The organism is Rheinheimera salexigens, assembly GCF_001752395.1.
Lineage (GTDB): Bacteria > Pseudomonadota > Gammaproteobacteria > Enterobacterales > Alteromonadaceae > Alishewanella > Alishewanella salexigens.
On the sequence record NZ_MKEK01000001.1, the window covers coordinates 166,708 to 192,118 of the forward strand.

30 protein-coding genes are annotated in these 25,411 nt (G+C 43.4%); 17 read left to right on the forward strand and 13 right to left on the reverse strand.

What is annotated here, in order from left to right:
• Positions 1–142 precede the first annotated feature (142 nt).
• From fre to BI198_RS00835, 4 genes are all read left to right on the forward strand, one after another.
• Complete coding sequence (fre, locus tag BI198_RS00820; protein ID WP_070047832.1) at positions 143–850, forward strand: NAD(P)H-flavin reductase; 708 nt, start codon at positions 143–145, stop codon at positions 848–850.
• Positions 851–879: 29 nt separating this feature from the next.
• On the forward strand, positions 880–1,287 hold the full coding sequence (locus BI198_RS00825) for an acyl-CoA thioesterase (protein WP_070047833.1): 408 nt from the start codon (positions 880–882) through the stop codon (positions 1,285–1,287).
• Positions 1,288–1,581: 294 nt separating this feature from the next.
• Complete coding sequence (locus tag BI198_RS00830) at positions 1,582–2,667, forward strand: alpha/beta fold hydrolase (protein WP_201243376.1); 1,086 nt, start codon at positions 1,582–1,584, stop codon at positions 2,665–2,667.
• A gap of 129 nt (positions 2,668–2,796) precedes the next feature.
• Positions 2,797–3,003 (forward strand): acyl-CoA thioesterase, encoded by a 207-nt coding sequence (locus tag BI198_RS00835; protein ID WP_070047834.1) that lies wholly within the window; start codon positions 2,797–2,799, stop codon positions 3,001–3,003.
• Here BI198_RS00835 and BI198_RS00840 read toward each other — a convergent pair.
• The 7 genes from BI198_RS00840 to cyaY are packed head-to-tail and all read right to left on the reverse strand — an operon-like array spanning position 2,992 to position 8,488.
• Positions 2,992–3,516 (reverse strand): DNA-deoxyinosine glycosylase, encoded by a 525-nt coding sequence (locus BI198_RS00840; protein WP_235605189.1) that lies wholly within the window; start codon positions 3,514–3,516, stop codon positions 2,992–2,994. The genes BI198_RS00835 and BI198_RS00840 overlap by 12 nt on opposite strands.
• Positions 3,509–4,588 carry a heme biosynthesis HemY N-terminal domain-containing protein gene (locus BI198_RS00845; protein WP_070047836.1) on the reverse strand — a complete coding sequence of 360 codons (1,080 nt, stop codon included), beginning with the start codon at positions 4,586–4,588 and terminating at the stop codon, positions 3,509–3,511. Before BI198_RS00845 ends, BI198_RS00840 begins: the two co-directional genes overlap by 8 nt.
• On the reverse strand, positions 4,585–5,733 hold the full coding sequence (locus BI198_RS00850; protein WP_070047837.1) for a uroporphyrinogen-III C-methyltransferase: 1,149 nt from the start codon (positions 5,731–5,733) through the stop codon (positions 4,585–4,587). Before BI198_RS00850 ends, BI198_RS00845 begins: the two co-directional genes overlap by 4 nt.
• On the reverse strand, positions 5,730–6,473 hold the full coding sequence (locus BI198_RS00855; RefSeq protein WP_070047838.1) for a uroporphyrinogen-III synthase: 744 nt from the start codon (positions 6,471–6,473) through the stop codon (positions 5,730–5,732). Before BI198_RS00855 ends, BI198_RS00850 begins: the two co-directional genes overlap by 4 nt.
• Positions 6,470–7,447 (reverse strand): hydroxymethylbilane synthase, encoded by a 978-nt coding sequence (hemC, locus tag BI198_RS00860; RefSeq protein ID WP_070047839.1) that lies wholly within the window; start codon positions 7,445–7,447, stop codon positions 6,470–6,472. Before hemC ends, BI198_RS00855 begins: the two co-directional genes overlap by 4 nt.
• Positions 7,448–8,140: an alpha/beta hydrolase gene (locus BI198_RS00865; RefSeq protein WP_070047840.1), complete on the reverse strand. Its 693-nt coding sequence runs from the start codon at positions 8,138–8,140 to the stop codon at positions 7,448–7,450.
• Positions 8,141–8,167: 27 nt separating this feature from the next.
• On the reverse strand, positions 8,168–8,488 hold the full coding sequence (gene cyaY, locus BI198_RS00870; protein WP_070047841.1) for an iron donor protein CyaY: 321 nt from the start codon (positions 8,486–8,488) through the stop codon (positions 8,168–8,170).
• Positions 8,489–8,560: 72 nt separating this feature from the next.
• Here cyaY and lptM point away from each other — a divergent pair, with 72 nt between their 5' ends.
• From lptM to BI198_RS00925, 10 genes are all read left to right on the forward strand, one after another.
• Entirely contained in the window at positions 8,561–8,764 is a 204-nt protein-coding gene (gene lptM / locus BI198_RS16445) for an LPS translocon maturation chaperone LptM (protein WP_070047842.1), read from the forward strand.
• The gene (lysA, locus tag BI198_RS00880; RefSeq protein ID WP_070047843.1) at positions 8,751–10,007 is read left to right on the forward strand and encodes a diaminopimelate decarboxylase; all 1,257 of its coding nucleotides are present in this window, start codon (positions 8,751–8,753) and stop codon (positions 10,005–10,007) included. Before lptM ends, lysA begins: the two co-directional genes overlap by 14 nt.
• Before the next feature lie 14 nt (positions 10,008–10,021).
• A complete protein-coding gene (dapF, locus tag BI198_RS00885) occupies positions 10,022–10,852 on the forward strand; it encodes a diaminopimelate epimerase (RefSeq protein WP_070047844.1) in 831 nt (276 codons plus the stop codon).
• On the forward strand, positions 10,849–11,499 hold the full coding sequence (locus BI198_RS00890; protein WP_070047845.1) for a DUF484 family protein: 651 nt from the start codon (positions 10,849–10,851) through the stop codon (positions 11,497–11,499). The genes dapF and BI198_RS00890 overlap by 4 nt, the downstream gene beginning before the upstream one ends.
• A complete protein-coding gene (gene xerC, locus BI198_RS00895; RefSeq protein ID WP_070047846.1) occupies positions 11,486–12,439 on the forward strand; it encodes a tyrosine recombinase XerC in 954 nt (317 codons plus the stop codon). Before BI198_RS00890 ends, xerC begins: the two co-directional genes overlap by 14 nt.
• On the forward strand, positions 12,439–13,140 hold the full coding sequence (locus BI198_RS00900) for an HAD-IA family hydrolase (protein WP_070047847.1): 702 nt from the start codon (positions 12,439–12,441) through the stop codon (positions 13,138–13,140). Before xerC ends, BI198_RS00900 begins: the two co-directional genes overlap by 1 nt.
• Before the next feature lie 128 nt (positions 13,141–13,268).
• Complete coding sequence (gene uvrD / locus BI198_RS00905) at positions 13,269–15,440, forward strand: DNA helicase II (protein WP_070047848.1); 2,172 nt, start codon at positions 13,269–13,271, stop codon at positions 15,438–15,440.
• Positions 15,440–17,542 (forward strand): tRNA(Met) cytidine acetyltransferase TmcA, encoded by a 2,103-nt coding sequence (locus tag BI198_RS00910; protein ID WP_070047849.1) that lies wholly within the window; start codon positions 15,440–15,442, stop codon positions 17,540–17,542. Before uvrD ends, BI198_RS00910 begins: the two co-directional genes overlap by 1 nt.
• A 97-nt stretch (positions 17,543–17,639) precedes the next feature.
• Positions 17,640–18,458: a hypothetical protein gene (locus BI198_RS00915; RefSeq protein WP_070047850.1), complete on the forward strand. Its 819-nt coding sequence runs from the start codon at positions 17,640–17,642 to the stop codon at positions 18,456–18,458.
• A 625-nt stretch (positions 18,459–19,083) separates the two neighbouring features.
• The gene (locus BI198_RS00925) at positions 19,084–19,617 is read left to right on the forward strand and encodes a gamma carbonic anhydrase family protein (protein WP_070047852.1); all 534 of its coding nucleotides are present in this window, start codon (positions 19,084–19,086) and stop codon (positions 19,615–19,617) included.
• On the opposite strand, the gene BI198_RS00930 is transcribed toward BI198_RS00925, so the two are convergent.
• Both BI198_RS00930 and aroE read right to left on the reverse strand, forming a co-directional pair.
• Positions 19,614–19,850: a DUF1488 family protein gene (locus BI198_RS00930; RefSeq protein ID WP_070047853.1), complete on the reverse strand. Its 237-nt coding sequence runs from the start codon at positions 19,848–19,850 to the stop codon at positions 19,614–19,616. The genes BI198_RS00925 and BI198_RS00930 overlap by 4 nt on opposite strands.
• A complete protein-coding gene (gene aroE / locus BI198_RS00935; protein ID WP_074467399.1) occupies positions 19,847–20,686 on the reverse strand; it encodes a shikimate dehydrogenase in 840 nt (279 codons plus the stop codon). Before aroE ends, BI198_RS00930 begins: the two co-directional genes overlap by 4 nt.
• 23 nt (positions 20,687–20,709) lie before the next feature.
• Here aroE and BI198_RS00940 point away from each other — a divergent pair, with 23 nt between their 5' ends.
• The gene (locus BI198_RS00940; protein ID WP_083256524.1) at positions 20,710–21,138 is read left to right on the forward strand and encodes a group II truncated hemoglobin; all 429 of its coding nucleotides are present in this window, start codon (positions 20,710–20,712) and stop codon (positions 21,136–21,138) included.
• On the opposite strand, the gene hemF is transcribed toward BI198_RS00940, so the two are convergent.
• Complete coding sequence (gene hemF, locus BI198_RS00945) at positions 21,128–22,060, reverse strand: oxygen-dependent coproporphyrinogen oxidase (RefSeq protein WP_070047855.1); 933 nt, start codon at positions 22,058–22,060, stop codon at positions 21,128–21,130. The genes BI198_RS00940 and hemF overlap by 11 nt on opposite strands.
• 1 nt (position 22,061) lies before the next feature.
• Positions 22,062–22,616, reverse strand: a complete 555-nt coding sequence (locus tag BI198_RS00950; RefSeq protein WP_070047856.1) for a Sua5/YciO/YrdC/YwlC family protein — start codon at positions 22,614–22,616, stop codon at positions 22,062–22,064.
• Between the two features lie 118 nt (positions 22,617–22,734).
• Between BI198_RS00950 and purE the strand changes: the two genes are divergently transcribed.
• Both purE and BI198_RS00960 read left to right on the forward strand, forming a co-directional pair.
• Positions 22,735–23,226 carry a 5-(carboxyamino)imidazole ribonucleotide mutase gene (purE, locus tag BI198_RS00955; protein WP_070047857.1) on the forward strand — a complete coding sequence of 164 codons (492 nt, stop codon included), beginning with the start codon at positions 22,735–22,737 and terminating at the stop codon, positions 23,224–23,226.
• Positions 23,223–24,353 (forward strand): 5-(carboxyamino)imidazole ribonucleotide synthase, encoded by a 1,131-nt coding sequence (locus tag BI198_RS00960; protein WP_070047858.1) that lies wholly within the window; start codon positions 23,223–23,225, stop codon positions 24,351–24,353. Before purE ends, BI198_RS00960 begins: the two co-directional genes overlap by 4 nt.
• Before the next feature lie 25 nt (positions 24,354–24,378).
• Here BI198_RS00960 and BI198_RS00965 read toward each other — a convergent pair whose 3' ends face one another.
• Both BI198_RS00965 and BI198_RS00970 read right to left on the reverse strand, forming a co-directional pair.
• Entirely contained in the window at positions 24,379–24,921 is a 543-nt protein-coding gene (locus BI198_RS00965; RefSeq protein ID WP_070047859.1) for a DNA topoisomerase family protein, read from the reverse strand.
• Between the two features lie 15 nt (positions 24,922–24,936).
• A complete protein-coding gene (locus tag BI198_RS00970) occupies positions 24,937–25,410 on the reverse strand; it encodes a DUF494 family protein (protein WP_070047860.1) in 474 nt (157 codons plus the stop codon).
• Position 25,411: the final 1 nt, after the last annotated feature.

Consider the following 25,411-nt stretch of genomic DNA (forward strand, 5'->3'; position numbering starts at 1 on the left):
CCTAGAGCACAAGCATTCGATATGCTTGGCTTCTACTAAACTAGACAAGCAACAGCAATTTATTTACTGTTGCCTGTCTTTTAATTTTTTCGCTATTACCTAGCTATGTTTATTAATAAGCTTACTTTTTGCTGAGAGCGCTATGACCATTATTGCCTGTACTATTGACGCTATTGAACCCTTAACCCCTACGGTGAATCGCGTATTATTAACGCCGTTGACACCTATTAGCTATCAAAGCGGTCAGTATTTACAACTATGTTTAAGCGAAGAAGATAAACGGCCTTTTTCTATTGCTAGCCATGAAGGTAGCCTGCAAATAGAGTTACATATTGGCGCGGCAGAAACCGATCAATACTCAAGCCAAGCTTTAGCTCATTTACAACAGCTATTTGCAGCCAAGCAACCGGTGTTAACAGAAATTGGCTTAGGTGAAGCACAACTGCGTACCGACAGTGTACGGCCGCTTATTTTATTAGCGGGCGGAACCGGCTTCTCTTATATTTACAGCATTGCCCAAACCTTGGCTAAACAGAATATTCAGCGCCCCGTTTCTGCTTATTGGGGTGTGCGGGATGTCGAAGCGCTTTATCATCATCCAGAAATGCAACAGTGGGCCAGTAGTAATCAGCACTTTAAGTTTATTCCAGTAGTACAAAACCCAACCGCAGACTGGGCAGGCAGAACCGGCTTAGTCCATCAAGCGGTACTTGATGACTTTGCATCTTTAGCTGACTACGACATTTATATCGCCGGTCCTTTTGCCATGGCCGGTGTAGTACGCGAAGCCTTTTTACAGCATGGTGCAGAGCGCGAAAATATGTTTTGTGATGCTTTTGCTTATATTTAAACCAAATTGTAGTAATTAAGAGAATATTAATGACACATAAAACCCTGATTAAAGTACGTGGCTATCATTTAGATGTCTACCAACATGTTAATAACGCTCGCTATTTAGAATTTTTAGAAGAGGCTCGTTGGAGTTATTTAGAGGACCATGGCGATGTCGCTTGGTTTGCCGAGCAAAAGCTAGCATGGGTAATTGTTAATATTAATATCAATTATCGTGACGCCGCCACTATGGGCCATACTCTTGAAGTGCAAACCCGCTTTAGTAAAATAGGTAGTAAAAGTGCGGTCATTCATCAAGCTATTTATATTGCTGGCACAGATAAATTAGTGGCTGATGCTGATATTACTTTTGTTTGTTTAGATCAAAAAACCGGTAAAGCCGTGCCGATTGTTGGCGAGCTTAAGTCACGGTTAGAACATCATATAGCCAACTAAATGATGATTTAATGTGTTTGTCCAGCGCATGCTGCCCAGGGTTAGTGCTTGATGATGCTTGGCTACCAGCTGCTGGCTTGCTCTATCGACGCACAATACTTTTCAGCACATTATTTCAATCTGTACGGCCGTGTTTAGTCTGGCACCAAGTTTAGAGTTAAGTAAACACAAAATAAATAAGCCTAACTAAAAGCACTTAATAAGTACGCTTAGTTGAGCAGCTAACATCGTTTACCGCTATTGGTACAGCACCTCTAAGTGTTATAACATACCGCAACCAATAGGAGGTTTTCATTGAATAAATTTTCGCAGTTGATCCAACCCGGATTTATAAAAGTGGCCGGCACATTACGGCCATTAGCATTTAACGCTTTTACCCTGTGGGCGGGCTCGTTATTACTGCTAACGGGGTGTGAGCCACCATCTGCACGCCAACAAGCGATAGAAAATTATTCAACCGACAAACATCAGAGCCAATACGTCAACTTCGTGAATGATGATCCTGAAACCCTTAATACAGAACAGCTCTATAATCGTGCGCTTACTCTTTGGGGTGACGAATATACAGAGCTTCGTATAGCGACATCATTTGGGGTAGCGCAAGTTGTAGTTTCCGGCCCTACCGATGGTTATCCACTTATTCTGCTGCATGGTATGAACACAAACTCTACGATGTGGTACCCAAATGTGCCTTGGCTAGCGCAACATTATAAGGTTTATGCCATTGATTACCTATTGGGCAACGGAAAGTCTGAATCTAAGAAAGCTGTTGATGACGTTGCGCAAGTTCTTGCTTGGTATAATGAAATATTTGATGCACTAGCGCTGAACCAGTTTGCCCTAGTTGGCGCGTCACAAGGTGGATGGTTTGCTACCCAAATTGCCCTAAATGAGCCAGCTAAAGTTGAACAGTTAGTGTTACTAAGCCCGGCTCAAACTTTTGGCTGGATAAAGCCGAGCTTAGATGTTCTTAAAAGTGTGTATTTTTCGCTTAACCCCAAAAGAAGTGAGCTTAGGGCCATGTTGCAAACCATGTCGACCAACGTTGATAACATTGATCAGCTATATATTGACCAGTTTTATCGCTATTCAACGACTAATAAGTCGTTGCCAAACTTGTTGACCCAAATGACTCCCTTTGATGATGACATATTCCGTCGTTTGGCTATGCCAACTTTGGTGCTAATTGGCGATGAGGATATTATTAATTCGCCGGAAAGTTTAGAGCAGGCGCAGCGGGTTTTACCCTGCGTTGAAACGGCTATTATTGCTAATGCTGGACACTTCCTTAGTGTTGATAATGCTCACAGTGTGAATGAGCGAGTGCATCGGTTTATCAGTGCGAGAAGAAAGAATGACGGTTGCAAGAAGGCAGGATAAATATCAAGTTTGAGAACACAGATGCAACAATAAGGAATGGTGAGATGGCCACTGTGTTACTTTAAACTTAATATCTAGCACTAGCCTGAGCTGAACGCTAACTGGTATGGTCTGTTTAATTATTCCTCTATGGGTCATACCCTTGAAGTACAAACCGGCTTTAGTAAAGTTGGTAGTAAAAGCACTGTCAATCATCAGGCTATTTATATAGCAGACAGCGACAAACTGGCGGCCGCCGCTGATATTACTTTTGTTTGTTTAGATCAAAAAACCGGTAAAGCCGTGCCGATTGATGGCGAACTAAAATCACGGTTAGAACTGCATTTAACTGAGTAAATAATCCGCTAATACTTGCCATTGTTTGAGTTTTTGCTTTGTTGATAATGCGGCATGAGCAGGACTAGTGGATGGCAAGGTTATTAACCTTATATGCTGTGGCACTATTTTTAAGGGCAGCACATAACGGTTAAAACTCTGTGCTGCTTTGGCGCCATTAAAAGCGATAATTTGTAACTGCGAGTGGTTAGCAAAGAACGCCGCGAAGTCATTAACTTGTTCGTTTTTAATGGCACTGTCTAAACTACCTTGACGTTGGCAAAAACCAATAACATCCCACAGCGCAATGCCGGCATGGTTTAAAGCCTGTAAACGCTGCTGATACGGTAAGTCTAATGAGATCTTGGCTAAACTGGCCATTATAGGCCAAAAGCTATTGCGCGGGTGGGCATAATATTGTTGCAGTTGCAGCGAAACTGCACCTGGCATACTACCTAAAACTAATATTGTTACTTGGCTAGAACTAACGGCTGCTAGACCTTGCAGCCGTTGTAACTCAGTTAGATTAGCCAAGCGATGGCTCATATTGAATGGCTTTTTGCCACGCAACACTCGCATGCGCTTTCTCGCCTTCTTGTTCGGCTAAATAAGCTAACAGACCATAGATATAACCATTACTATCATGATCACGTAGCCAATGCTGCGCTTGCTTACGCAGCTTTAACACCGATGTGCCTAGCGGTATTTGCCGTATGTAGGGTAAAGCTAAAGGCAATTGGTCTAGCGACAAGTGAGCAACTAGCTCTTTTTCGGCGTTTTCAGATTGGCCATTTTGGGCTAACGCCCACGCTTTACCAATAGCCGCTGCCGTTGATTTACGTTCTTTACTAGGCAGAGCTTGCCAATAATCTGCCTCGGCATCAAAGCCTTCGCTTTGGCTTAATTGATGAATTGCCATCGGGTAAATAGTAAAACGTAATTGCCGCCATTGCTGCTTATCAAACCACTTTTGTTTTAATATCGCCGGCACTAATTGCAATAAGGTTTGCCATTGTCCAGCTTGTTGTAACGCATAGACATACAGTTGCGCTAAACCTTTATCGCTGGTATCAGCAGTAACATAATCATTAAGTACCGCACAGGCTTTAGCAGGCTCGGCTTGGCGCAATAACAGATCAGCTTGTAAAAAACGTTTAGTATTGTCATCAGCGGTTAATGCTTCGGCATGTTGCTCTGCCTGTGGCATATTACCGGCATAAAACTCGGCATAGGCGCCCAGTAAATGCTTTTCAGTGTGCATAAAACTATCGGCTGTTGCTTTACCCAGTAGATCGGCTGCTAGCGGCCATTGTTGCTTAGCAAATGCTTGCAAACCTAACGCATAAGCGTCTTGTGCTTTACGTTGCCGGCGCCAGCGAAAAAAGTTAAACGATACATGCTGAACATGAAACAGCTTACGAATAAGGATACCCAAGATCCAAATAGCTAAGCTGAGTAGCACTAAAGCAATCATTAGCCCCAGCACTGTCATTTCAACTATATAGCCCGCTACAATAATTTTAATATAGCCGGGATTATTAACTAACATAGGCCCAAGCAGCATTGCCGCCACTAATGCTACGATAAGTAATAACAACTTAATCATAAGCTGCTCTCTTCCAGCTGCTGCTGGTATTGCTGCATTTGGCCCACGCTGAGTAAGGCTTTCAGCTCAGGTTTATTAACCTCAACACTAGCTAACTGTGCTAGCTGCTGCTGTAATTGCGCGACTTCAGCGCTAGCTGGGTCAAAATAACGCTGCAATTGCTCGGCAGCTTGCTGGATTGACGCAGCGTAAACTGAGCCATTTTGTTCTAAAGCCGCCAGCTCTGCTAATAATAACTGTTGGCTTAAGCTGCTGCGCAATATTAATTGCTGCTCACTACTTAAACTAAAATAATCTTCTGGCACCGCACTGCGCACAGTAAATAAATTACTCCAAGCTTGCTGCCAATAGTAATGCAAGGTTTGCCGCCATTGTTTTAAGCCTGCATTTGGCTTAGTTACAATAGTGGCTGCAGTTTCTTGCTGCTTTAACGGTAATAAGTCGGTATTTTTTCTAGCTTGCTGTAATTGTAAATGAACGGCCGTTAAGTCAGTTTTCGGTAACTGATTTAACTGTTCCATATCTTGGGTTATCGCTTGGCGCACCAGCACTAAAGAAGGATCATCTAGTTTGGTCAGCTTCTCTTGCGCAGTCTTTAGTAAAGAAATAGCCGTCGTGAAATCATATTCCAGCCAGACTTTTTTAGCCGCTAATTGTAATAAGTATTCGGTTTCCGCCAGTAGCCAATGTCTTGGTGGTGCACTGTCTCGTGTTTGTACTTGCTGGCGTAATGCTTGAATTTGTATTTGCTGCTCAGTAGCCGTTTGCTGTTGGGCTAATGTTAGCTTTTGCTCGGCATTAGCCAGTTGCTGCTCTAACTGACGTAATTGAGTGGATTGTTGCGCAGATAAGCTATTTAGTAATTGCTGCTCGGTAGTTTGCTGCTGCTCAGATTGCGCTGTAACACGCTGTTGCAATTGCTGCATATCGGCAGACTGTTGTTGTAGCGTTTGCCATTGTGGCCATAACCAATAACCTGCTACAGCAATAGCGGCGGCAAGTAATATAATGAGCAGTAAACTAAATAACGCTATGCCCTGACTCGGCTTTTTCTCACTGGCTTGCTGTTGTTCATCGTCCATCTTTTGCTTCAGATTTTTCAGTGGCTCATCGGCCTCACTGGCTCTAACGACGGTTTCATTCATAGATAACTCCTGTTTATCTGGCCGATGGTCTGCAATAAGGCAGGGTCATTAGCATTTTCTGCCAGCGTAATATTGTTCGTTGCTATACCCAGTTGTAATGCTTTTTGTTGCATACGTGGGCTGACTAAAATCCAATCTAAACTTTGCAACCAAACATGCGCTGATACTGGCATTAGCTTAAATACTTGCTGTAGTATTTCGTTACTGGTTACCACAATACAACGAATGCCGGCTTGCTGCCACTGTTGGTATAAAGCGCTACCTTCTAAAGCTAAAGCTTGCCGCTGATAATTTAATACATAGTGTACATCGGCTTTAATGGCCAATAACTGCTGTTTAATTAACTCACGCCCACCTTCAGCACGAAGCACCACTACCCGTTTACCTGCTAACTGCTTAAACTCTGCTAAACCAATTAAGCCTTCACTGCGCTGATCTTGCGGTACACAAACAGAGCGACCAAGCCATTGGCTTAAAGCTTCGGCGGTACTATCACCCACAGCGTATAAATCGGCACTAATTAAGTTACCGTCTAATTGCGATTGCAAACAACGTACCGCGCTAATACTAACAAAAATTAGCGCATCGGCTCGCTGGATAAGCTGCTTATCGGCATCGTTAATAGTTAACTGGCAAATTTCAATTAACGGTTGATATAAGTAATTTATACCGATTTTAGCCAGTTCTGCGAGCATTTTGTCGGCTTTACCCACAGGCCGAGCAATTAAAAAATTACTCATGGTGCAGCCTGATATACCGCCTGTAATATACGATCGGCACCTTGAGATAATAAATAGTTTGCTAATTCTACCCCTAATGCTTCAGCGTCAGCTGCGGGTCCACGTACTTGGTGATGAATAATTTCAGTACCATCAACTGAACCAACTAAGCCACGTAACCACAGCTGATCTTGCTCTAACTCAGCATAAGCGCCAATGGGCACTTGGCAACCGCCTTGTAAACGTCTATTCATTGCACGCTCGGCTAATACACAAATCCGGGTTTGAGCACATTCTAATGGCGCCAGCAGTCGCTGAATAAACTCATCACCTTCGCGACATTCAATACCCACCGCACCTTGGCCATTAGCTGGCAAGCTGACTTCTGCTGGAATAATTGATGCTATTCGCTGTTGCAAGCCCAAACGAATTAAACCCGCTGCTGCTAAAATAATAGCCGAAAATTCGCCTCTATCTAACTTAGCCAATCGAGTATTCACATTACCGCGCAAATCACGCACGGTTATATCTGGACGTAACGCTTTAATTTGGCATTGTCGACGTAAACTGGACGTGCCAACAACTGCGCCTTGAGGCAATTGATCCAAACTCGTAAATTGATTAGATACAAAGGCGTCTAATGGGTTTTCTCGCGGGCAAATAGTCTGCAGGGTTAAGCCTGGCGGAAACTCTACCGGTAAATCTTTCATACTATGCACCGCAATATCCGCGCGGCCATCTAGCATGGCTAGCTCTAATTCTTTAACAAATAAGCCTTTACCGCCAATTTTTGCCAAGGGTGTATCAAGAATAATGTCGCCTTGTGTCGACATGGGTACTAGCTCAACTAATAAGCCCGGATGATGCTTTTCTAGTTCCGCTTTAACATATTCAGCTTGCCATAAAGCCAAGGCACTTTTACGTGTGGCTATCCGGACTGTTTTTGCTGTAGCAGCTAATGTAGTTACTGACGTTGGGGTTGAGTTAGTGTGCATTTAGCTTTCTACCTCGGTCTTTTGTTGGCGTTGAAGTTGGCGTTGAATAAAAGCACTAATAGCGGCTACTTCTTGTGCGCACACGCTATGCTGCATTTTGTAATCTTGCCAGCTAACATTAAAGCCCAGCTTTTTCAGATCATAAAATGCTTGTTGGCCTGCTGCCATAGGGACGACTGGGTCTTGGGCACCATGACCAAAAAATACTGCGGTAGATTTATTAATCGTGTTGGCTTCAGCAGCTAACTTCTCAGCGGCACACATATAGGTTGATAGCGCCAGCACTCCGGCCAGTTTATAAGGTAAGCGCGGAAGTAAATGTAATGCGATAACACCACCCTGACTAAAGCCAGCTAAAATAATCCGCTCGCTGCTAATACCTTGGGCAATTAAACTATCCAGCAATGCAGTCACCGCTGTTGCTGATTGCCGCACGCCGGCTTCATCAGCCCGATGCGATAAATCCATGGTTTTAATGTCGTACCAGGCGCGCATACGCATGCCACCATTAACCGTAATAGCTTGTTCTGGCGCATGCGGAAAAATAAAGCGAATGCCTGCATCAGCAGGAATATTTAACTCAGGCACTATTGGCGCAAAACCATGTCCAGAGTCACCTAAGCCATGTAACCAAACTACGACTGCGCGGGTTTCACCCTGCGCAGCAACATCAACAAAAGGAAGTAAAGCCATTACACCTATCCGAGAAAGTTTATAAAATTAGTTTTTTGCGAAGCTTATCGCAGTACCTGCTTGTTGGCTGCCTACGTCGGTTAGCAATTGCCAAAATTCGGCTCCGGTACGATTATCAATCCATTTATCGCCTTTCCATTCAAAATGGTGGCCATTAAATTTAGTTGCTACCCACAACTGATGCAGGGGTGGCTGTTTGTTGATGATAATCTTGCTTTGATCAGGAAAGGTGATGCTAAGCAAGCCTTCATGGAACTCATAATCTAGATCTAAGTCTATACGTTCTATCGCTTCTTCAACCGCTAATAATGTACTATCGGTTAATTCATCATATTCAAAATCATTCATCTTGTTTCACCTGTTTGCTTTTACCGCTAAGAATGCGATTATAGAGCGCAATCACCATAAAAAAATAACATCATGCAAGCATTTAAAACCAAAAGGTCACTTTTCACGATATCTGGCACCTTAGTACTGTGTAGTTTGTTAAGCGCATGTGGCCAAATGGGCCCGCTTACCTTACCACAAACGCCAGCAGAAGTGGCGAAGCCAGACCAAAACAACGCTCTGCCAGACGAAAATAAAACAATAAAATCAGCAGGTGAACCCAGTGGACCAGTTTAATTATCAAAACCAAATACTTTTTGCTGAACAGCAACCGCTAAATAAGGTTGCCCAAGAATTTGGCACGCCATGTTATGTCTATTCTCGTGCTGCCATTGAGCGTCAATACCATGCTTTTGCCGATGCCGCCGCTAAGCATCCGGCAAGTTTAGTCTGTTATGCCGTTAAGGCGAACAGTAACCTAGCTATTTTAAACCTTTTAGCAAAACAAGGTAGTGGCTTTGATATTGTTTCAGCAGGTGAATTACGTCGGGTTATTGCCGCCGGTGGTGATCCGGCAAAAGTGGTATTTTCCGGTGTGGCTAAAACCGCAGATGAAATGCGCTTTGCCCTGGATTTAGGTATTAAATGTTTTAACGTTGAATCTAGCGCTGAGTTAGAGCAATTACAGCAAGTGGCCAGTGCAGCCAATAAAGTGGCACCGGTTTCTATTCGCGTTAATCCCGATATTGATGCCAAAACCCACCCGTATATTTCTACCGGCTTAAAAGCTAATAAATTTGGTATTGATATTTTACAGGCTGAACAAATTTATCAAACCGCAGCCAGTTATAGTCATATTGATGTTGTTGGTGTTGATTGCCATATCGGCTCGCAGCTTACTGAAGTACAACCTTTTTTAGATGCTTTAGAAAAATTACTCAAATTAATTGAGCAACTTTCTGCTAACGGTATAGTGTTGCAACATATTGATATTGGTGGTGGTTTAGGTGTTAGATATGATGATGAAACACCGCCATCTCCTGCTGATTATATTAGCCAAGTGGTAAAACGTTTAACCGACTACCCACACTTAGAATTGGTTATGGAGCCAGGTCGCGCCATAATGGCCAATGCTGGGGTGTTATTAACTAAAGTTGAATACTTAAAGCCGGGTAGTGAAAAGAATTTCGCTATTGTCGATGCTGCTATGAATGATTTAATTCGTCCTGCGCTGTACAGTGCTTGGCAAAATATTGTGCCTGTGGTGTTAAATGATTCGCTGCCAAGCACCGTTTATGATGTAGTTGGCCCCGTCTGTGAAACAGGTGACTTTTTAGGTAAAGATCGCCCTCTAGCGATTAGCCAAGGCGATTTACTTGCTGTGTGCTCTGCTGGGGCTTATGGCTTTACCATGAGCTCTAACTATAATAGTCGGCCGCGTGCTGCTGAAGTATTAATAGATGGTTCTACCATGCATTTAATCCGTGCCCGTGAGCAATGGCAAGATTTATGGCGTGGCGAACAAGTATTAATTAGTTAATTTATAAGGCGCGAATGTTACTACATTTTTCTAAAATGCATGGCTTAGGTAACGACTTTATGATGGTCGATGCGGTAAGCCAAAATGTATTTCTGACCAAAGAGCAGATTAAAGCCTTAGCTAATCGCAATACCGGCATCGGCTTTGATCAGTTACTGATGGTAGAGCCACCTTATGATCCTGAACTCGACTTTCATTACCGTATTTTTAATGCTGATGGCACTGAAGTAGAACAATGCGGTAATGGTGCTCGCTGTTTTGCTAAATTTGTACGCGCCCGTGGCTTAACTAACAAGCATAAAATTGGCGTTAGCACTCAGTCAGGTAAAATTACACTGTATATTGAAGCCGATGGCCAAGTCACTGTTAATATGGGCATTCCGCAATTAGAGCCGGCGCGAATTCCTTTTAAAGCCCAGAAACAAGAGTTAACTTATATTTTACGCGCCGAAGAACATACTTTGCTTTGTGGTGTGGTTTCGATGGGTAATCCGCATGCGGTAATAATTGTCGACGAAGTCACTACTGCTGCCGTTATCGTGCAAGGCCCTATTTTTGAACTGCATGAGCGTTTTCCTGAACGGGCGAACATTGGTTTTATGCAAGTATTGTCACCTAGCCATATTAAATTACGGGTTTGGGAACGTGGCGCAGGTGAAACTTTAGCTTGCGGTACCGGTGCTTGTGCAGCGGTGGTGATTGGCCAACTGCAAAATAAACTACAACAACAAGTGCAAGTCGACTTGCCAGGCGGTAGCTTACACATTCGCTGGAACGGCCCTGGCCATCCCGTTAAAATGACCGGCCCGGCAGAACACGTTTATGACGGACAAATAGCCTTATGACAAACCCCATAGTACAACAAGATATTATTGCCGCTGAAGTGGTTAGCGATTATTTACAAGACCATCCTGAGTTTTTTCAGCAACGGCCTCAGCTATTAGCGTCATTACGCATATCGCATCAGCAACGTGGCAGTGTGTCTTTAGTTGAGCGTCAATTAGAAATGCAACGCGAAAAAATTCAAGTGCTAGAAGATGATATAACTCGGTTAATGTCTATCGCTAGACAAAACGAGCAGTTGTTTATGGCCTTTAATCAATTGCAAGCTCAGCTATATCAAGCTCAAAGTTTGCAGCAAGCTCAAGCCGGATTACAGCAGTTTATTGATAGTATGCCGCAGGTACATGCTTACCAACTTATTCGTTTTGCCGATGAGGATATTGATAGATTCCAATTGTTATTATCTCGCCGTTTAGATGAGCAAGGCGTGTATTTAGGTCGGTTAAATAAAGAAGAACAAAAAGTGCTGTTTCCAAGCCATATTCATTCTGTCGCTTTGGTTGTTATTCGCCAAGCCAAGAAACCTTTGGCACTGTTAGCTTTTGGTAGCGAGCATGATGACCATTTTCAACCCGATATGGATCAGCTTTTTTTACAGCACTTAGGCCTAATTTTAAGCCAATTATTGCCTGGCTATGACGCGGCCTAATTCAGCAACAGATCTTAACGTCGATTGGCAACAACCCATCGATGATTTTTTGCACTATTTACAATATGAGCGTGGCTATAGTAAAAACACCTTAGCCAGCTATCACCGCCAATTACAGCAAGTCGCCATAAGTACGCTAAACAACCCAGAATATGCACAGCTAAACTGGCTAACGCTTGAACAACAACATCTCAAGCAACATATCAACAGCTTGCGTTTATCGGGCATTAAACCTCGTACTATTGCGTTAAAAGTGGCTGCGCTACGCAGCTTTTTTAATTTATTGCAGGCGCAACAATTACGTGCAGATAATCCAGCGCAATACTTAACTGTGCCCAAAGCTGCGCGGGACTTACCGAAAAATCTTGCGGTTGACCAAATTAATCATTTATTAAATTTTGATAGTAGCGATGATATTTTAGCCAGCCGTGATAAAGCCATCTTAGAGTTGTTTTATTCATCGGGCTTACGCTTAGATGAACTGGTTAATATCAACATTACCGATATTGATTGGCAACAAAAACTCATTCGAGTGCTTGGTAAGGGTAATAAACAACGTATTGTACCGGTGGGCACGGTGGCGTTAACGGCTATCCAGCATTGGTTAAGCTTGCGCCCCGCTTTTAGTCAGTTATTACCTGAACACGACAAATTAGCGTTATTTGTCAGTAAACAACAAAAGCGTATTAGCGCCAGACACGTGCGGCAACGGGTGCAACTTTGGGCTTCGCAGCAAGGCTTAAACCAGCATTTACACCCGCATATGTTACGCCACTCTTTTGCTAGTCATATGTTAGAGTCCAGTCAGGATTTACGGGCTGTGCAAGAGTTATTGGGTCATGCCAACTTAAGCACTACCCAAGTTTATACCCATCTCGATTTTACCCATTTAGCTAAAGTGTATGATAGCGCCCATCCTAGAGCGAAGAAAAAATCGTAATGCAAATTTATAAACAATTACAGCCTATACAAGCATTGTCGTTTGATTTAGACGATACGCTTTATAATAATAAACCGGTTATAGCCGCCGCTGAACAAGCAATGCTACTAGCACTAGCGCAACATCTACCTAGTAAGCTAACAACCGATAGCGATTTTTGGTGGCAACACCGCCAGCAATTAGCTCGCACTAACCCTGAAATCCGCCATGATTTAGGCCGTTGGCGCTTACTTAGCCTTGAAGCCGGTTTATTAAGCCTTAATTTACCGCAAACGGATGCCTCTGCGATTGCCAATATAGCTTATGGCGCTTTTATTCAGCAACGCACCACTATCACCGTCGATATTGAAATTCAGCAATTATTGGCAGCGCTAGCCAAGCATTATCAACTTATCGCTATTACCAATGGTAATGCCTGCATAGACAAAATGGCTATCGGCCAGTGGTTTCAATTTAGCCTGCAAGCTGGCCCTGATGGCAGAATGAAACCCTATCCTGATATGTATTTAAAAGCCGCGCAGCAATTGAACCTAGCGCCACAACAAATCTTACATATTGGTGACAGCCATCGTGCCGATGTTATCGGCGCCTTAAATGCCGGTTGCCAAACCGCTTGGCTAGATCACCATAACAGCGCGATATCGGTTTTACCGCATATTCGCTTGACCAATGTGCAAATGTTAAGCGCCCTAATACCCTAGTCGAATAAAGCTGCGCCAAGCTTTAATTGCCAAATAACTGGTTATTTATCCACTAATAAGCGCTGTTAGCTTGGCGCATCAGTTTTGGCTGCTATAATAGCGGCCATTATGCTTAGCGAGACAAACTAATGGATGTATCTTTCCTGCTAGACGGGCTTAACGACAAACAACGTGATGCAGTTGCCGCGCCGCCGCAACATATGTTGGTACTGGCCGGGGCCGGTAGTGGTAAAACTCGGGTCTTGGTGCACCGTTTAGCGTGGTTAATGCAGGTAGAGCGTGTTGCACCATTTAGTTTGCTTGCCGTTACTTTTACCAACAAAGCGTCAAAAGAAATGCGCGGCCGTATCGAGCAGACCATAGGCGTAAGCTTAAATAACTTATGGATGGGCACCTTTCATGGTTTATCCCATCGTATGCTGCGCGCCCATTATCAAGAAGCGGGCTTACCGCAAAGCTTTCAAATAATAGATACCGATGATCAATACCGCTTAGTTAGACGCCTGCTTAAAGCGTTAAATTTAGATGAAAAGCATTGGCCGGCTAAGCAAGTGCAATGGTTTATTAATGGTCGTAAAGATGAAGGCCAACGGCCTAATATGATTGATGCTGCAGGTGACTTTAGCTTACAACAGATGCTAAAAATCTATACTGCTTATCAAGAAATGTGTGATCGCTCAGGCTTAGTCGATTTTGCTGAAATTTTACTGCGTAGCTTTGAGTTACTGCAAAATAACGCTGAAGTACGCCAGCATTATCAGCAACGCTTTCGGCATATTTTAGTCGACGAATTTCAAGATACCAACGCTATTCAATATAAGTGGTTAAAGCTACTAGCCGGTACTAACGCTAAAGTGATGATCGTCGGCGATGATGACCAATCTATCTATGGTTGGCGCGGCGCCCAAGTGGAAAACATCCAAACCTTCTTAACAGATTACTCTGACGTGGAAACCATTCGCTTAGAGCAAAACTATCGCTCAACTGCCACCATTTTAAAAGCTGCGAATGCGGTTATTGCCTATAATAGCGGCCGTTTAGGTAAAGACTTATGGACCGATGGTGCTGAGGGTGAAGCAATTTCTTTGTACACTGCCTTTAATGAGTTAGATGAATCTCGATTTATTGTTAGCCGGGTGCGTGATTGGCTGAAAAAAGGTGGCACCTTATCCGATAGCGCCATTTTATATCGCAATAATGCCCAGTCTCGAGTACTAGAAGAAGCCTTAATTCAAGAAGGCTTAAACTACCGTATTTATGGTGGCTTGCGCTTCTACGAGCGCCAAGAGATAAAAGATGCTTTAGCCTATTTACGCTTAATGAATAACCGACTAGACGATGCAGCATTAGAGCGCGTGGTTAACACCCCAGCCCGTGGTATAGGTGAGACAACTTTAAATAAAGTGCGTATTCATGCCCGTACCGAACAAATCACTATGTGGCAAAGTTTGCAGCAATTAATCAGTGAAAATCAATTATCTGGACGTGCCGCTAATGCTATTAGTAGCTTTATGCAATTAATAGAACAATTAGCTGACCTAACCGCAGAATTGCCATTACACGAGCAAGCCGATCATGCGATTAAAAAATCCGGCTTATATGCCATGTATCAAGCCGAGAAAGGCGAAAAAGCTGAAACTCGAATTGAAAACTTAAATGAATTGATCACGGCTTGCCAAAACTTTGATGTTGCGAATGATGTTGAGATGACGCCCCTAGCGGCTTTTTTATCTCAAGCCGCACTAGAAGCGGGTGAATATCAAGCTGAAGAAAATTCAGATGCGGTGCAATTAATGACATTGCATAGCGCCAAAGGCTTAGAGTTCCCGCAGGTTTTTATTTGTGGCTTAGAAGAAGGCATGTTTCCCAGCATGCAAAGCTCTGAAGATGCCACCCGACTCGAAGAAGAACGTCGCTTATGCTATGTCGGTATGACGCGGGCCATGCAAAAATTGTATTTATGTCATGCGGAAAGCCGCCGCTTATATGGCCAAGAACAACATAATCGACCGTCGCGTTTTTTACGCGAGATCCCGGCTGAATATATCGAGGAAATTCGCCTTAGTACTCAAGTTAGTAAACCAACCCCATTTAATCGCTTTAGTAACCAAGCTAGCCATGTTGCCTTTGAAAACACTGGTTTTAACCTAGGTCAACGCGTGCTGCATGCTAAGTTCGGCGAAGGTACTGTGCTTAATTATGAAGGCACCGGCGCCCAGTCCAGAATACAAGTTAACTTTGATCAGCTTGGCAGCAAGTGGTTAGTTACTGCCTACGCTCGCCTAGAAGCTGTAGGCTAATGTTCAACCAGCCGGTGTTTTCAACTTGGTTAGCACAAGCCGCCAATTTGCAAATACGGCTACCTATAGTTTGGCAGGGCCAGCAGCACACTCTGCTGGCCGCGACTAAACAATGGTTAGAAGCGAATACCGCGCTTAAGGTTTATTGGCTTGGCGCTGATGCCCCCCCTAGCGCAACTATGGTCTCGCAAGGCCGTAACTATCAGTTACTAGGCACCGAGTGCGATGTACTCATTATTAATGCCTTTAGTGGCTTTGCTGCAGACGCCGTAGCAGCAACCTCGGGTTGCGTTAAAGCGGGCGGATTATGGCTGGTATTGTGTCCGGAATTTAATATTTGGCAACAACAAGTAAATCCGGCTCATCAAAGCTTGTTGCCGTATCCTATTGATGCTAAGCAGCATCAGGGCTATTTTATTCCATTTTGGCTCAAGCAATTACAACAAGCGAATGTCATTATTGGTCATAATCAACAGCTTGTTCAGCCGTTGCAATGGCCTATCTTACCCAAGATAACTGACGTTTCCCCTCCCTTTGCTAGCCAAGATCAAGTTAAAGCCGTTCAAGCGATCCAGCGAGTATTAACCGGCCATCGGCGACGTCCATTAGTATTAACAGCCGATCGCGGTAGAGGCAAGTCAGCCGCCTTGGGTATCGCTGCAGCGCAACTAATTCAACATACTCGACAAGGCTTTATTATTACTGCACCGTCTCCGCAAGCTGCGGCTATTGCCCTGCAACACTTTCAGCAGCTAACACCTGTTAGCGAGCATAATTTACTGCGGTTTATGGCGATAGATGAATTACTAGCTCAAGTGCCTACTGCAGCATTAGTGTTTATTGATGAGGCCGCTGCTATACCAACACCGATACTGCAACAGTTGTTAGCCCGCTACAGTCGGCTGGTGTTCGCCACAACAGAGCACGGATATGAGGGCACGGGTAGAGGCTTTACTGTTCGCTTTCAACAGCATTTAACCCAGCAATGCCCCGGCTGGCAAAAACTACACATGCAGCAAGCTATTCGGTATCAACAGCATGACCCTTTAGAGCAATTAATATTTAACAGCTTTTTATTACAATCAACTACCCCCCAGTTTAACGCTGTAGCAGAGCAACGTTACGATATTAAATGCTATTCAGCCCAGGATTGGTTAAAGCAACCGGAAAAGTTACAGCAGGTTTTCAGTTTACTTAGCTTGGCTCATTATCAAACCCAAGTTAAAGATTTAGCCTCACTGTTAGATAACCCTCAGCTTAGCGTCATCACGCTTGAAACAACTGATAATGTACTCGCCTGTGCATTATTAAGTATAGAAGGCAATATAACCGGAGACCTAGCTCAGCAAATTTATTATGGCGAGCGGCGATTACAAGGCCATCTATTGGCCCAAAGCTTAGCTTTCCACTGCGCTCAGCCTGAGTTGGCAAGCCTAGCCCTACTAAGAGTCATGCGCATTGCTGTGCAGCCTGAACTACAACGCCAACAGTTGGGCAGTCAATTACTAGAACAGATCGATAACTATGCCAAGCAATTTGGCATGGCTTATGTTGGAACAAGTTATGGTGTCAGTATAGATTTATTGAAATTTTGGCAACAAGCAGGGTATTGTCCCGTTAGACTGGGGCAAACTGCAGATAAGGCCAGCTCTGAATACTCATTATTAATGCTAAAAGCCATCACCACGACATCTGAACATAGCCAAGAAATGGCACTGCAATTTCGTCAACAATTGCCTAGCTTAGTGGCTGAGCACTATCCGCTTCTGCCTGCCAAGTTAATCTTAGCTTTAGCCGTAACGAAGCAACAGCAGCCATTAACCGCACTAGAGTTAGAACAGTTATGGTTATTTAGCCAACAGAAGCGGCCTTATGAATTAATTAGCCACTTATTATTAAATTGGTTTAATCAGCATTTTACCAGCTTGCCTGAGCAGAGCGCCTTAACCCTCGCCGCTAAGCTTTGGCAACAACATAGCTGGCAGCAGATAAGTGAGCAATATATTATTTCCGGTAAGAAAGAGATATTAGCTGGCTGGCAACGGGACTTAGTTAAGCATACCAGTTTGTTTGCCGAGCATTTAATCGGTACAACTAAATAACACAATTTACAGGTATTTTTCTTAGCATTATTAATAACTTTACTTTTTATAATATTAAAGCTAGTGTGCGGGCATTTAGCGCTTTAAGTATCATTATATGCTTACGATTATTTCTTTAGCGGGCTTACTCGCTAGCCCTTTATATTCAGCCAATGGTTATTCGCCTTCTGAGCGCCGTACGTTACAAACGGCATTAGAAATGAGTTTACAATATGCCGAACTAAACCGTTTCCAGCAGTCATGTTTAGAACAACAACCTGGATCTGAGGTCGCAAAAACCTATCCCGTAATTCCAGTAGACATACAGCAACATAATCTGCTGCTACAACAAAAACTTAAAATGTCCGAACTGTCATCTATTGCATTAATTGACGGTAAAATGACGCGGTTTGTGCAGCGAAATATCCCTAAATTAACCGATTGCGAGAATAGCCAAAGTTATCAATCATTGCTTGATAACTACGAACTAAGCCATTTTTCGCTTGAGATTGCTACTGAATTGAAACAAGCTCCGCAATCTGCTGATGCTAATAACCAACGTTTAGCGGCAGCAAAAGTGACTGAAATACAACAGTTAATAGATCGAAGCCACTCCATTGCTTTAGTTACCGTTAGTGACAGAGAGTTATTAACTGTAATTGAGCAGGCTAATTATCTGCATCTTAACTATAACAATCGCTATATTTTTAAGGTTGAGCAAGGCTGGAAACACATTACCGCAACGTATATGGGTATGCACATAGCTGTAGATGACGATACTGTCGCCAGCACAGCAGCGGAATGGCTAATTTTTCTAGATCAAAATAAGCACTTTATTCAAGCAGTGAATAAAAATGATGCCGCATTACATTTACGATTATTAGCTAAGCCTGAGTGGAAGTTTGATAACAAGGGTAATTTAGTACGTTTAAACTAAATACAATCACTACTGGTTTAGAGAGGCTCCTTTATAGGGGCTTTTTTTATGGGTATTAGCATGGTGTCGCCCTGATCGAGGGGTTGACCTGCCGGAAGTCCAATGCAAAAAAGCCAGCTATTCTAGTGAGTAACGATTAATCATCATGAGCGGTGAACTACATTATTCCGGGCTGTCCTGCCCTGCACCCTTCGGGCCGCCGCGTACGGCGTTCAAAAATGTTCCTGACATTTTTGTCGCATGGGATCGCCCTGCTCGAGGGGTTGACCAACCAGTATTGCCAATACAAAAAAGGCCTANGCCTGTTTCACCGTGTTGCTTACCACCGTGAAGCGAGGCGGCCATTTTAGAGATTTAAGCCTGTGTGTCAAGCGTCTTTTTAAAAGATTTTTGACTCGCTGCTTAAACCGCTGAAGAGCTGCTGTACTGAGTAACTATACTTAGTAATAAGTAGGTTACTGTAAGCGTTTCCCCGTTGGCATGGCGCGCATTATAGGGAGTTTTAAACCATGCGCAAGCGCTTATGGCAGAAATATTACGATAGTTGAATCGTTCGCATAAACTTTCTACGATCCGCGCTTTTTTACATCATTTACTGCATAATATCTCTACATTGGAGGAGATTATGACGATACGAGCCTATAAAGGTATTTTACCAACTCTTGGTAAAGCAGTTTATGTAGATGAGTCTGCAGTATTAGTGGGTGATATAACATTAGCTGATGACGTTAGTATTTGGCCCTTAGTGGCTGCACGTGGCGATGTTAATATTATGCGCATTGGTGCTCGCACTAATATTCAAGATGGATGTGTTTTACATTTGTCTAGACCCAGCCCAGGTAAACCTGAAGGCTCAGCACTTATTATTGGTGAAGATGTGACGGTGGGCCATAAAGTAATGTTACATGGCTGTACTTTAGGTAATCGCATTCTAATTGGTATGGGTGCTATTGTTATGGATGACGTAATAGTAGAAGACGATGTGATTATTGGCGCTGGCAGCTTGGTACCGCCAGGTAAACGTTTGCAAGGTGGCTATTTGTATGTTGGCAGCCCGGCTAAACAAGCTCGGCCGTTAAATGAAGCTGAAATTGCTTTTCTCAGTGAGTCGGCTGCCAATTACGTAGTATTAAAAGATGAGTACCTGGCTGAAGCTTAAAGCCAAATTTCACCTGCACTATTATAAGCGTCGTTAGCTATTGCTTGTTCGGCGCTATCTTCCCAACTAAATGCCTGCTGTAACACTTGTTGTAATGCCAACTCTGGCGCCAGCCCTTCAGCCACGGCTATAAAACAATTAACTCTTAACCCTGATACTAAACAACTAAACATTACCGCTTGTTGTTCTGGATTGAACGTAAAATCATTATTAAAGATAAGTTGTTGATTCATCGTGCCAGCTGCTCCGATAACATGCTTAATACCGGCTCGACTTCCGGCCTTTTACCACGCCAAATATAGAACGATTCTGCAGCCTGCGCGACTAACATACCCAAGCCATCAGCTTGTAGGGGCACGCCACTTTGCTTAGCCCAACGTAAAAATGTTGTAGGTTCGGCACCATAAAGCATGTCATAGGCTAATAAACAGTGCTGTAAATGTTTCTCTGCAATTAATGGCCGTTCGCCCATTAAACCTGATGAAGTCGCATTAATCACAATGTTATAAGCAAGATCTGGGATCTGTGCTAAGTCTGCAGCTTGTACTTGCTGCTTAACCTCTTTATTGACAGTCTGATTAATCATATCCGCTATAGCCTGAGCTTTACTCAGTGTGCGATTAGCAATAACAATGTTTGCTACTCCCGCCTGTAATAGAGGAGCTATCACACCTCTAGTTGCACCACCCGCGCCAAGAATTAATACGGTACTTGCTGCTAGCTTTTGCTGTAACCGCCGTAAATCCATGACTAAACCGATACCGTCAGTATTATCGCCACATAGCTTGCCATACTTATCTATATATAGTGTATTGACGGCTTGTGCTTGTTTAGCCTGATCAGACAACTGCTCGGCTAACTGATAGGCCTGTTGTTTAAATGGTACAGTAATGTTAGCTCCTTTCCCCCCCGCGGCAACAAATTCGCGCCAGCTGTCGGCAAAGTTATCAACCGGTGCTAGAATAGCCTCGTATTGCAGCTGCTCACCTAATGCTTGAGCAAACTGTGTATGGATAAATGGCGACTTTGAGTGGCCTATCGGATTACCGAAAACTGCATAACGGTCCAAATTAGATGCCTATTAAGAAATTAATGAATAAGATTTTGAATAAAGTTAACACAAAAACTCCAGCCCATCCTACGCCAGAACAAACACCATACGCAATTATCGGTGGTGAACAGCAAGTTCGGCTGCTAGCTAATCGTTTTTACGACATTATGTCTACTGCACCTGAAGCAGCAGAGCTGTATGCTATCCACCCCTTACCTTTAGATACTATTCGGCAAAAATTTTATGAGTTTTTATCCGGTTGGTTAGGCGGGCCAGCGCTATTCGAGCAAAATTATGGCCACCCTCGGCTGCGCGCTCGGCATTTACCTTTTCAAGTCAATGAGCAGTTACGCGATCAATGGATGTTTTGTATGGATCAAGCATTAAACGAAGTGGTTGAACACAAACTGCTGCGCCAAGGCTTAAGCCAGTCTTTTGGTCAACTGGCTAGCCATATGATTAATTGTTAAGTTTTAGCCAATCTTGCGGCTGTAAATAGCGTTGATATAACAAAGCTTCAGCGCTTTCAGGCTCTGGTGTGTAAGCATATTCCCAGCGCACTAAAGGTGGCAGTGACATTAATATAGACTCTGTGCGGCCGCCACTTTGTAAGCCAAACAAGGTGCCTCGGTCATACACTAAGTTAAATTCAACATATCGACCACGACGATACAGCTGAAACTGACGTTCATTTTCACCGTAAGCGATATCTTTACGCTTACTAACTATTGGTAAATATGCGGGTAAAAACGCTTCACCGACTGACTGCATTAGGCCAAAGCTTTGCTCAAAACCAAGTTGATTTAAATCATCAAAAAATAAGCCGCCAACACCACGGGTTTCATCACGATGTTTTAAATAGAAGTATTCATCACACCATTTTTTATAATCCGGATAAAAATTTGCACCAAAAGGATCAACGGCACTCTTAGCCACTTGGTGCCAATGCACCACATCTTGTTCAAACGGATAAAAAGGGGTTAAATCAAAGCCACCACCAAACCACCAAATCGGTGCTATACCCGGTTTTTCGGCAATAAAAAACCGTACGTTAGCATGGGTAGTGGGAATATAAGGATTGTTGGGATGGATAACTAGCGATACACCGCAGGCATGAAAGCTACAGCCAGCAAGTTCAGGTCGATGCGCGGTTGCCGAAGGTGGCATATTAGCGCCATAAACATGCGAGTAATTTACGCCAGCTTGTTCAAACACTGTGCCACCGGTTAATACTCTGCTTTTACCACCACCACCACCTGGGCGCTGCCAGGCATCTTCAACAAACTTTGCACTGCCATCTGCCTGCTCTAATGCTTGGCAAATACTATCTTGTAGTTGTAACAAAAATTGTTGTACCACACCTAAATGGCTGTGAGGTTGGCTAGTTGTCATATTAACTCCTTACGATATCGCCAGTAAGTGCATTGCGAATTTGGCTGGGTTGCCCTGCACCACCTAAATTACCTGGCATAATAGCAGAAACTCGATCAGACATTTGCTGATATAACACTGTGGCCTCGGTTATTGCCGGCTGGCCAGATAAATTTGCGCTAGTTGACACTATCGGTTTACCAAATGCTAAGCAGATTTGTTGCACTACCGGGTGTGCGCTGACCCTTACCGCAATACTGCTAAATTGACCCGTAATCCATTTCGGCGCAGTATTACTTGCTGGTAATACCCAACTGATATGGCCTGGCCAACTGGCTAATATTTGCTGACGCATAGAAGTTGAAATAGCACTGTCATCAATATATGGCAGCAATTGACTATAATTAGCCGCTATTAATATCAAGCCTTTCTCTACCGGCCTTTGCTTTATGGTTAGCAATGCATGCACGGCGATTTCACTATCAGGATCACAGCCTAAACCATAGACAGCTTCTGTTGGATAAGCGATAACACCCTGCTGTTGCAGCGCCTGTAATACTTGGGTTAAATTTGACATAGTGTCAATTTACCTTATCAATTAGTGCAAATAGCACAGTTAAAATGTTCTTCATTCACGCAAGCGGTTATAATAACGCCTTCACGCTTTCAGTTCATCACCAAAAAAGGAAACAACAATGCAAGTTGGAATCATAATGGGCTCGACTTCCGATTGGCCAACCATGAAAAATGCCGCTGATATGCTGGATAGCTTTGGTATTGCCTATGAAACCAAAGTTGTTTCTGCCCACCGTACACCACAGCTTTTAGCAGACTATGCTAATTCAGCTGCTGAGCGTGGCTTAAAAGTGATTATTGCTGGTGCTGGCGGTGCTGCCCATTTACCGGGTATGGCCGCTGCCTTTACTAGCTTACCGGTTCTCGGTGTTCCGGTGCAGTCTAAAGCGCTAAAAGGTATCGATTCGTTATTATCAATCGTGCAAATGCCAAAAGGTGTAGCCGTTGGTACCTTAGCTATTGGTGATGCCGGTGCGGCTAACGCCGGTTTATTAGCGGCGCAAATTTTAGCCACTCATAACCCTGAATTAATGTTAAAAATAGATGCCTTTCGTGCCGCCCAAACTGAAACAGTATTAAGCCAACCCGATCCATCAAAGGTAGCATTATGAAGATTTTAGTCTTAGGCGCTGGCCAACTGGCCAGAATGATGGCTTTAGCCGGTACGCCATTAAACTTACAAATCAGTGCTTATGATGTTAATACTGACACAGTGGTTGATGCGATTAGTCAGCAAAAAGTGGCACATGGTTTAACGGCGGCGATAGCCAATGCGGATGTGATAACGGCAGAGTTTGAACATATTCCTCTGCCTATTCTTGACCAATGCCAACAAAGCGGTAAATTTTTACCTGGCGCTGCAGCCATTAAAGCCGGTGGCGATCGCCGAATTGAAAAGCAGTTGCTAGATGCTGCCAATGTTCAGTCTGCCGCTTATGCCATTGTTAATACTGAAACCGAGTTTCAACAAGCAATTGCAGAGTTGGGCTTACCTTTAGTGTTTAAAAGTGCGCTTGCCGGTTATGACGGCAAAGGGCAATGGCGTTTAAAAACAGCAGACCAAGCCGCTGCGCTGTGGCAAGACATAGCTGACTTTTTAGCGGCTGATACTAAACAAGCCATTGTTGCTGAAAAATTTATTCCTTTTCAGCGTGAAGTGTCATTAATTGGTGCTCGGGATGCTAAAGGGAATATAAGCGTATACCCGCTGACTGAAAATCATCATGTTAATGGCGTGCTCAGTACTTCGGTAATCGCCCAAGCCAGTGTTGAGTTGCAACTACAAGCTGAACAAATTTTTACCAAACTCGCTAACAGCCTAGAGTATGTTGGTGTTTTAGCTATAGAGTTTTTTGATCTTAAGCAGCAGTTATTGGTTAATGAAATTGCCCCGCGAGTGCATAACTCTGGTCATTGGACACAACAAGGTGCAGAAGTGTGTCAATTTCAACTGCATTTACGCGCAATATGTGGTTTACCCCTCGGCAGCACGCATGAAATTAGACCGACATTAATGGTGAATATTCTGGGTGAAGACACAGTACCGACAGAGGTTTTAGCTATTGCTGGCTTGCAATTGCATTGGTACGGAAAAACCAAGCGTCCAGGTAGAAAGATGGGCCATATTAATTTATCAGCAGCAAATAATACGGAGTTAAAGCAACAATTTAACCAGTTAATTAGCTTGCTATCGCCAACTGCATTTCCGCAGTTAGACGTTATGCTAAAGCAGTTATAAGTTTAATTAAGTTATTGCCGGCAGCTTAGTCTGCCGGTTGTTTTAGCGCACAGCCTTTATCAGCACAATAATATTCCGCTTTACGTTCTACCAGTAATTCGAAACCACACTGCACACATTGCCCCGCTATCGGTTTGTCATTAATTAAAAACTTACACTGTGGGTAGCTATCACAGCCATAAAAGGCTTTGCCGAACTTACTTAATCGCTCGGTTATTTCGCCTTTATGGCATTTAGGGCAACTTAATTGCTGCTCAGTAATATCAGACGTTGCCTGTTGCGGCACAATAAACTGACAATCGGGATAATTACTGCAACCAATAAACATACCATATCGACCATTCTTTACCGCTAAGGGCGCAGCGCACTCTGGGCAAGGTTCAGTTTCTAACAGTTTAACAATGGTGGTTTCATGTTGGTGTAGCGGTTTAATATAGTCACAGCCCGGATAACTACTACAGCCTAAAAAAGCGCCACTTTTGCTGCTACGGATAACTAAAGGTTGCTGACACTGTGGGCAAAGTTGTTTGCGCTCGGTTTGGCTAAATAAGGTCGTCTTATCGGTCATGACTGGCTAGGCCGTTTAATGCAACAGCCCTTCTGGTTGTTCAAAAATAAGATCCTCCATTTGGGCATAAGCCGACTCGTGGCCCGGTACATTAAATAACACCATCAACACTACCCATTTTAAGTCTTCAAGGCATATGCTATTGCTATCTAAATCCATCACCCGATCAATCACCATCTCTCGAGTCTCTGCACTTAACACATTTATTTGCTCTAAAAACAGTAAAAAGCCTTGGCCTTGAACATCTATTTTCTGTAGTTCTTGCTGACTAAAAATACGAGTAGAACTTGCTACCGTGTGGGATAAATACGGTTTTACATCGCTTTGTTGTAATACAGACAGATGATCAAGCCATTTTAGCGCTTTAAAAATATCATCATCATGAAAGCCTGCGCGGCTTAATTCTTTAGTTAAGTCGGCATGGTTTACGTAAATATCAGATTCATTATGAATATAATTTTCGAACAGATAAACGAGGATATCAAACATA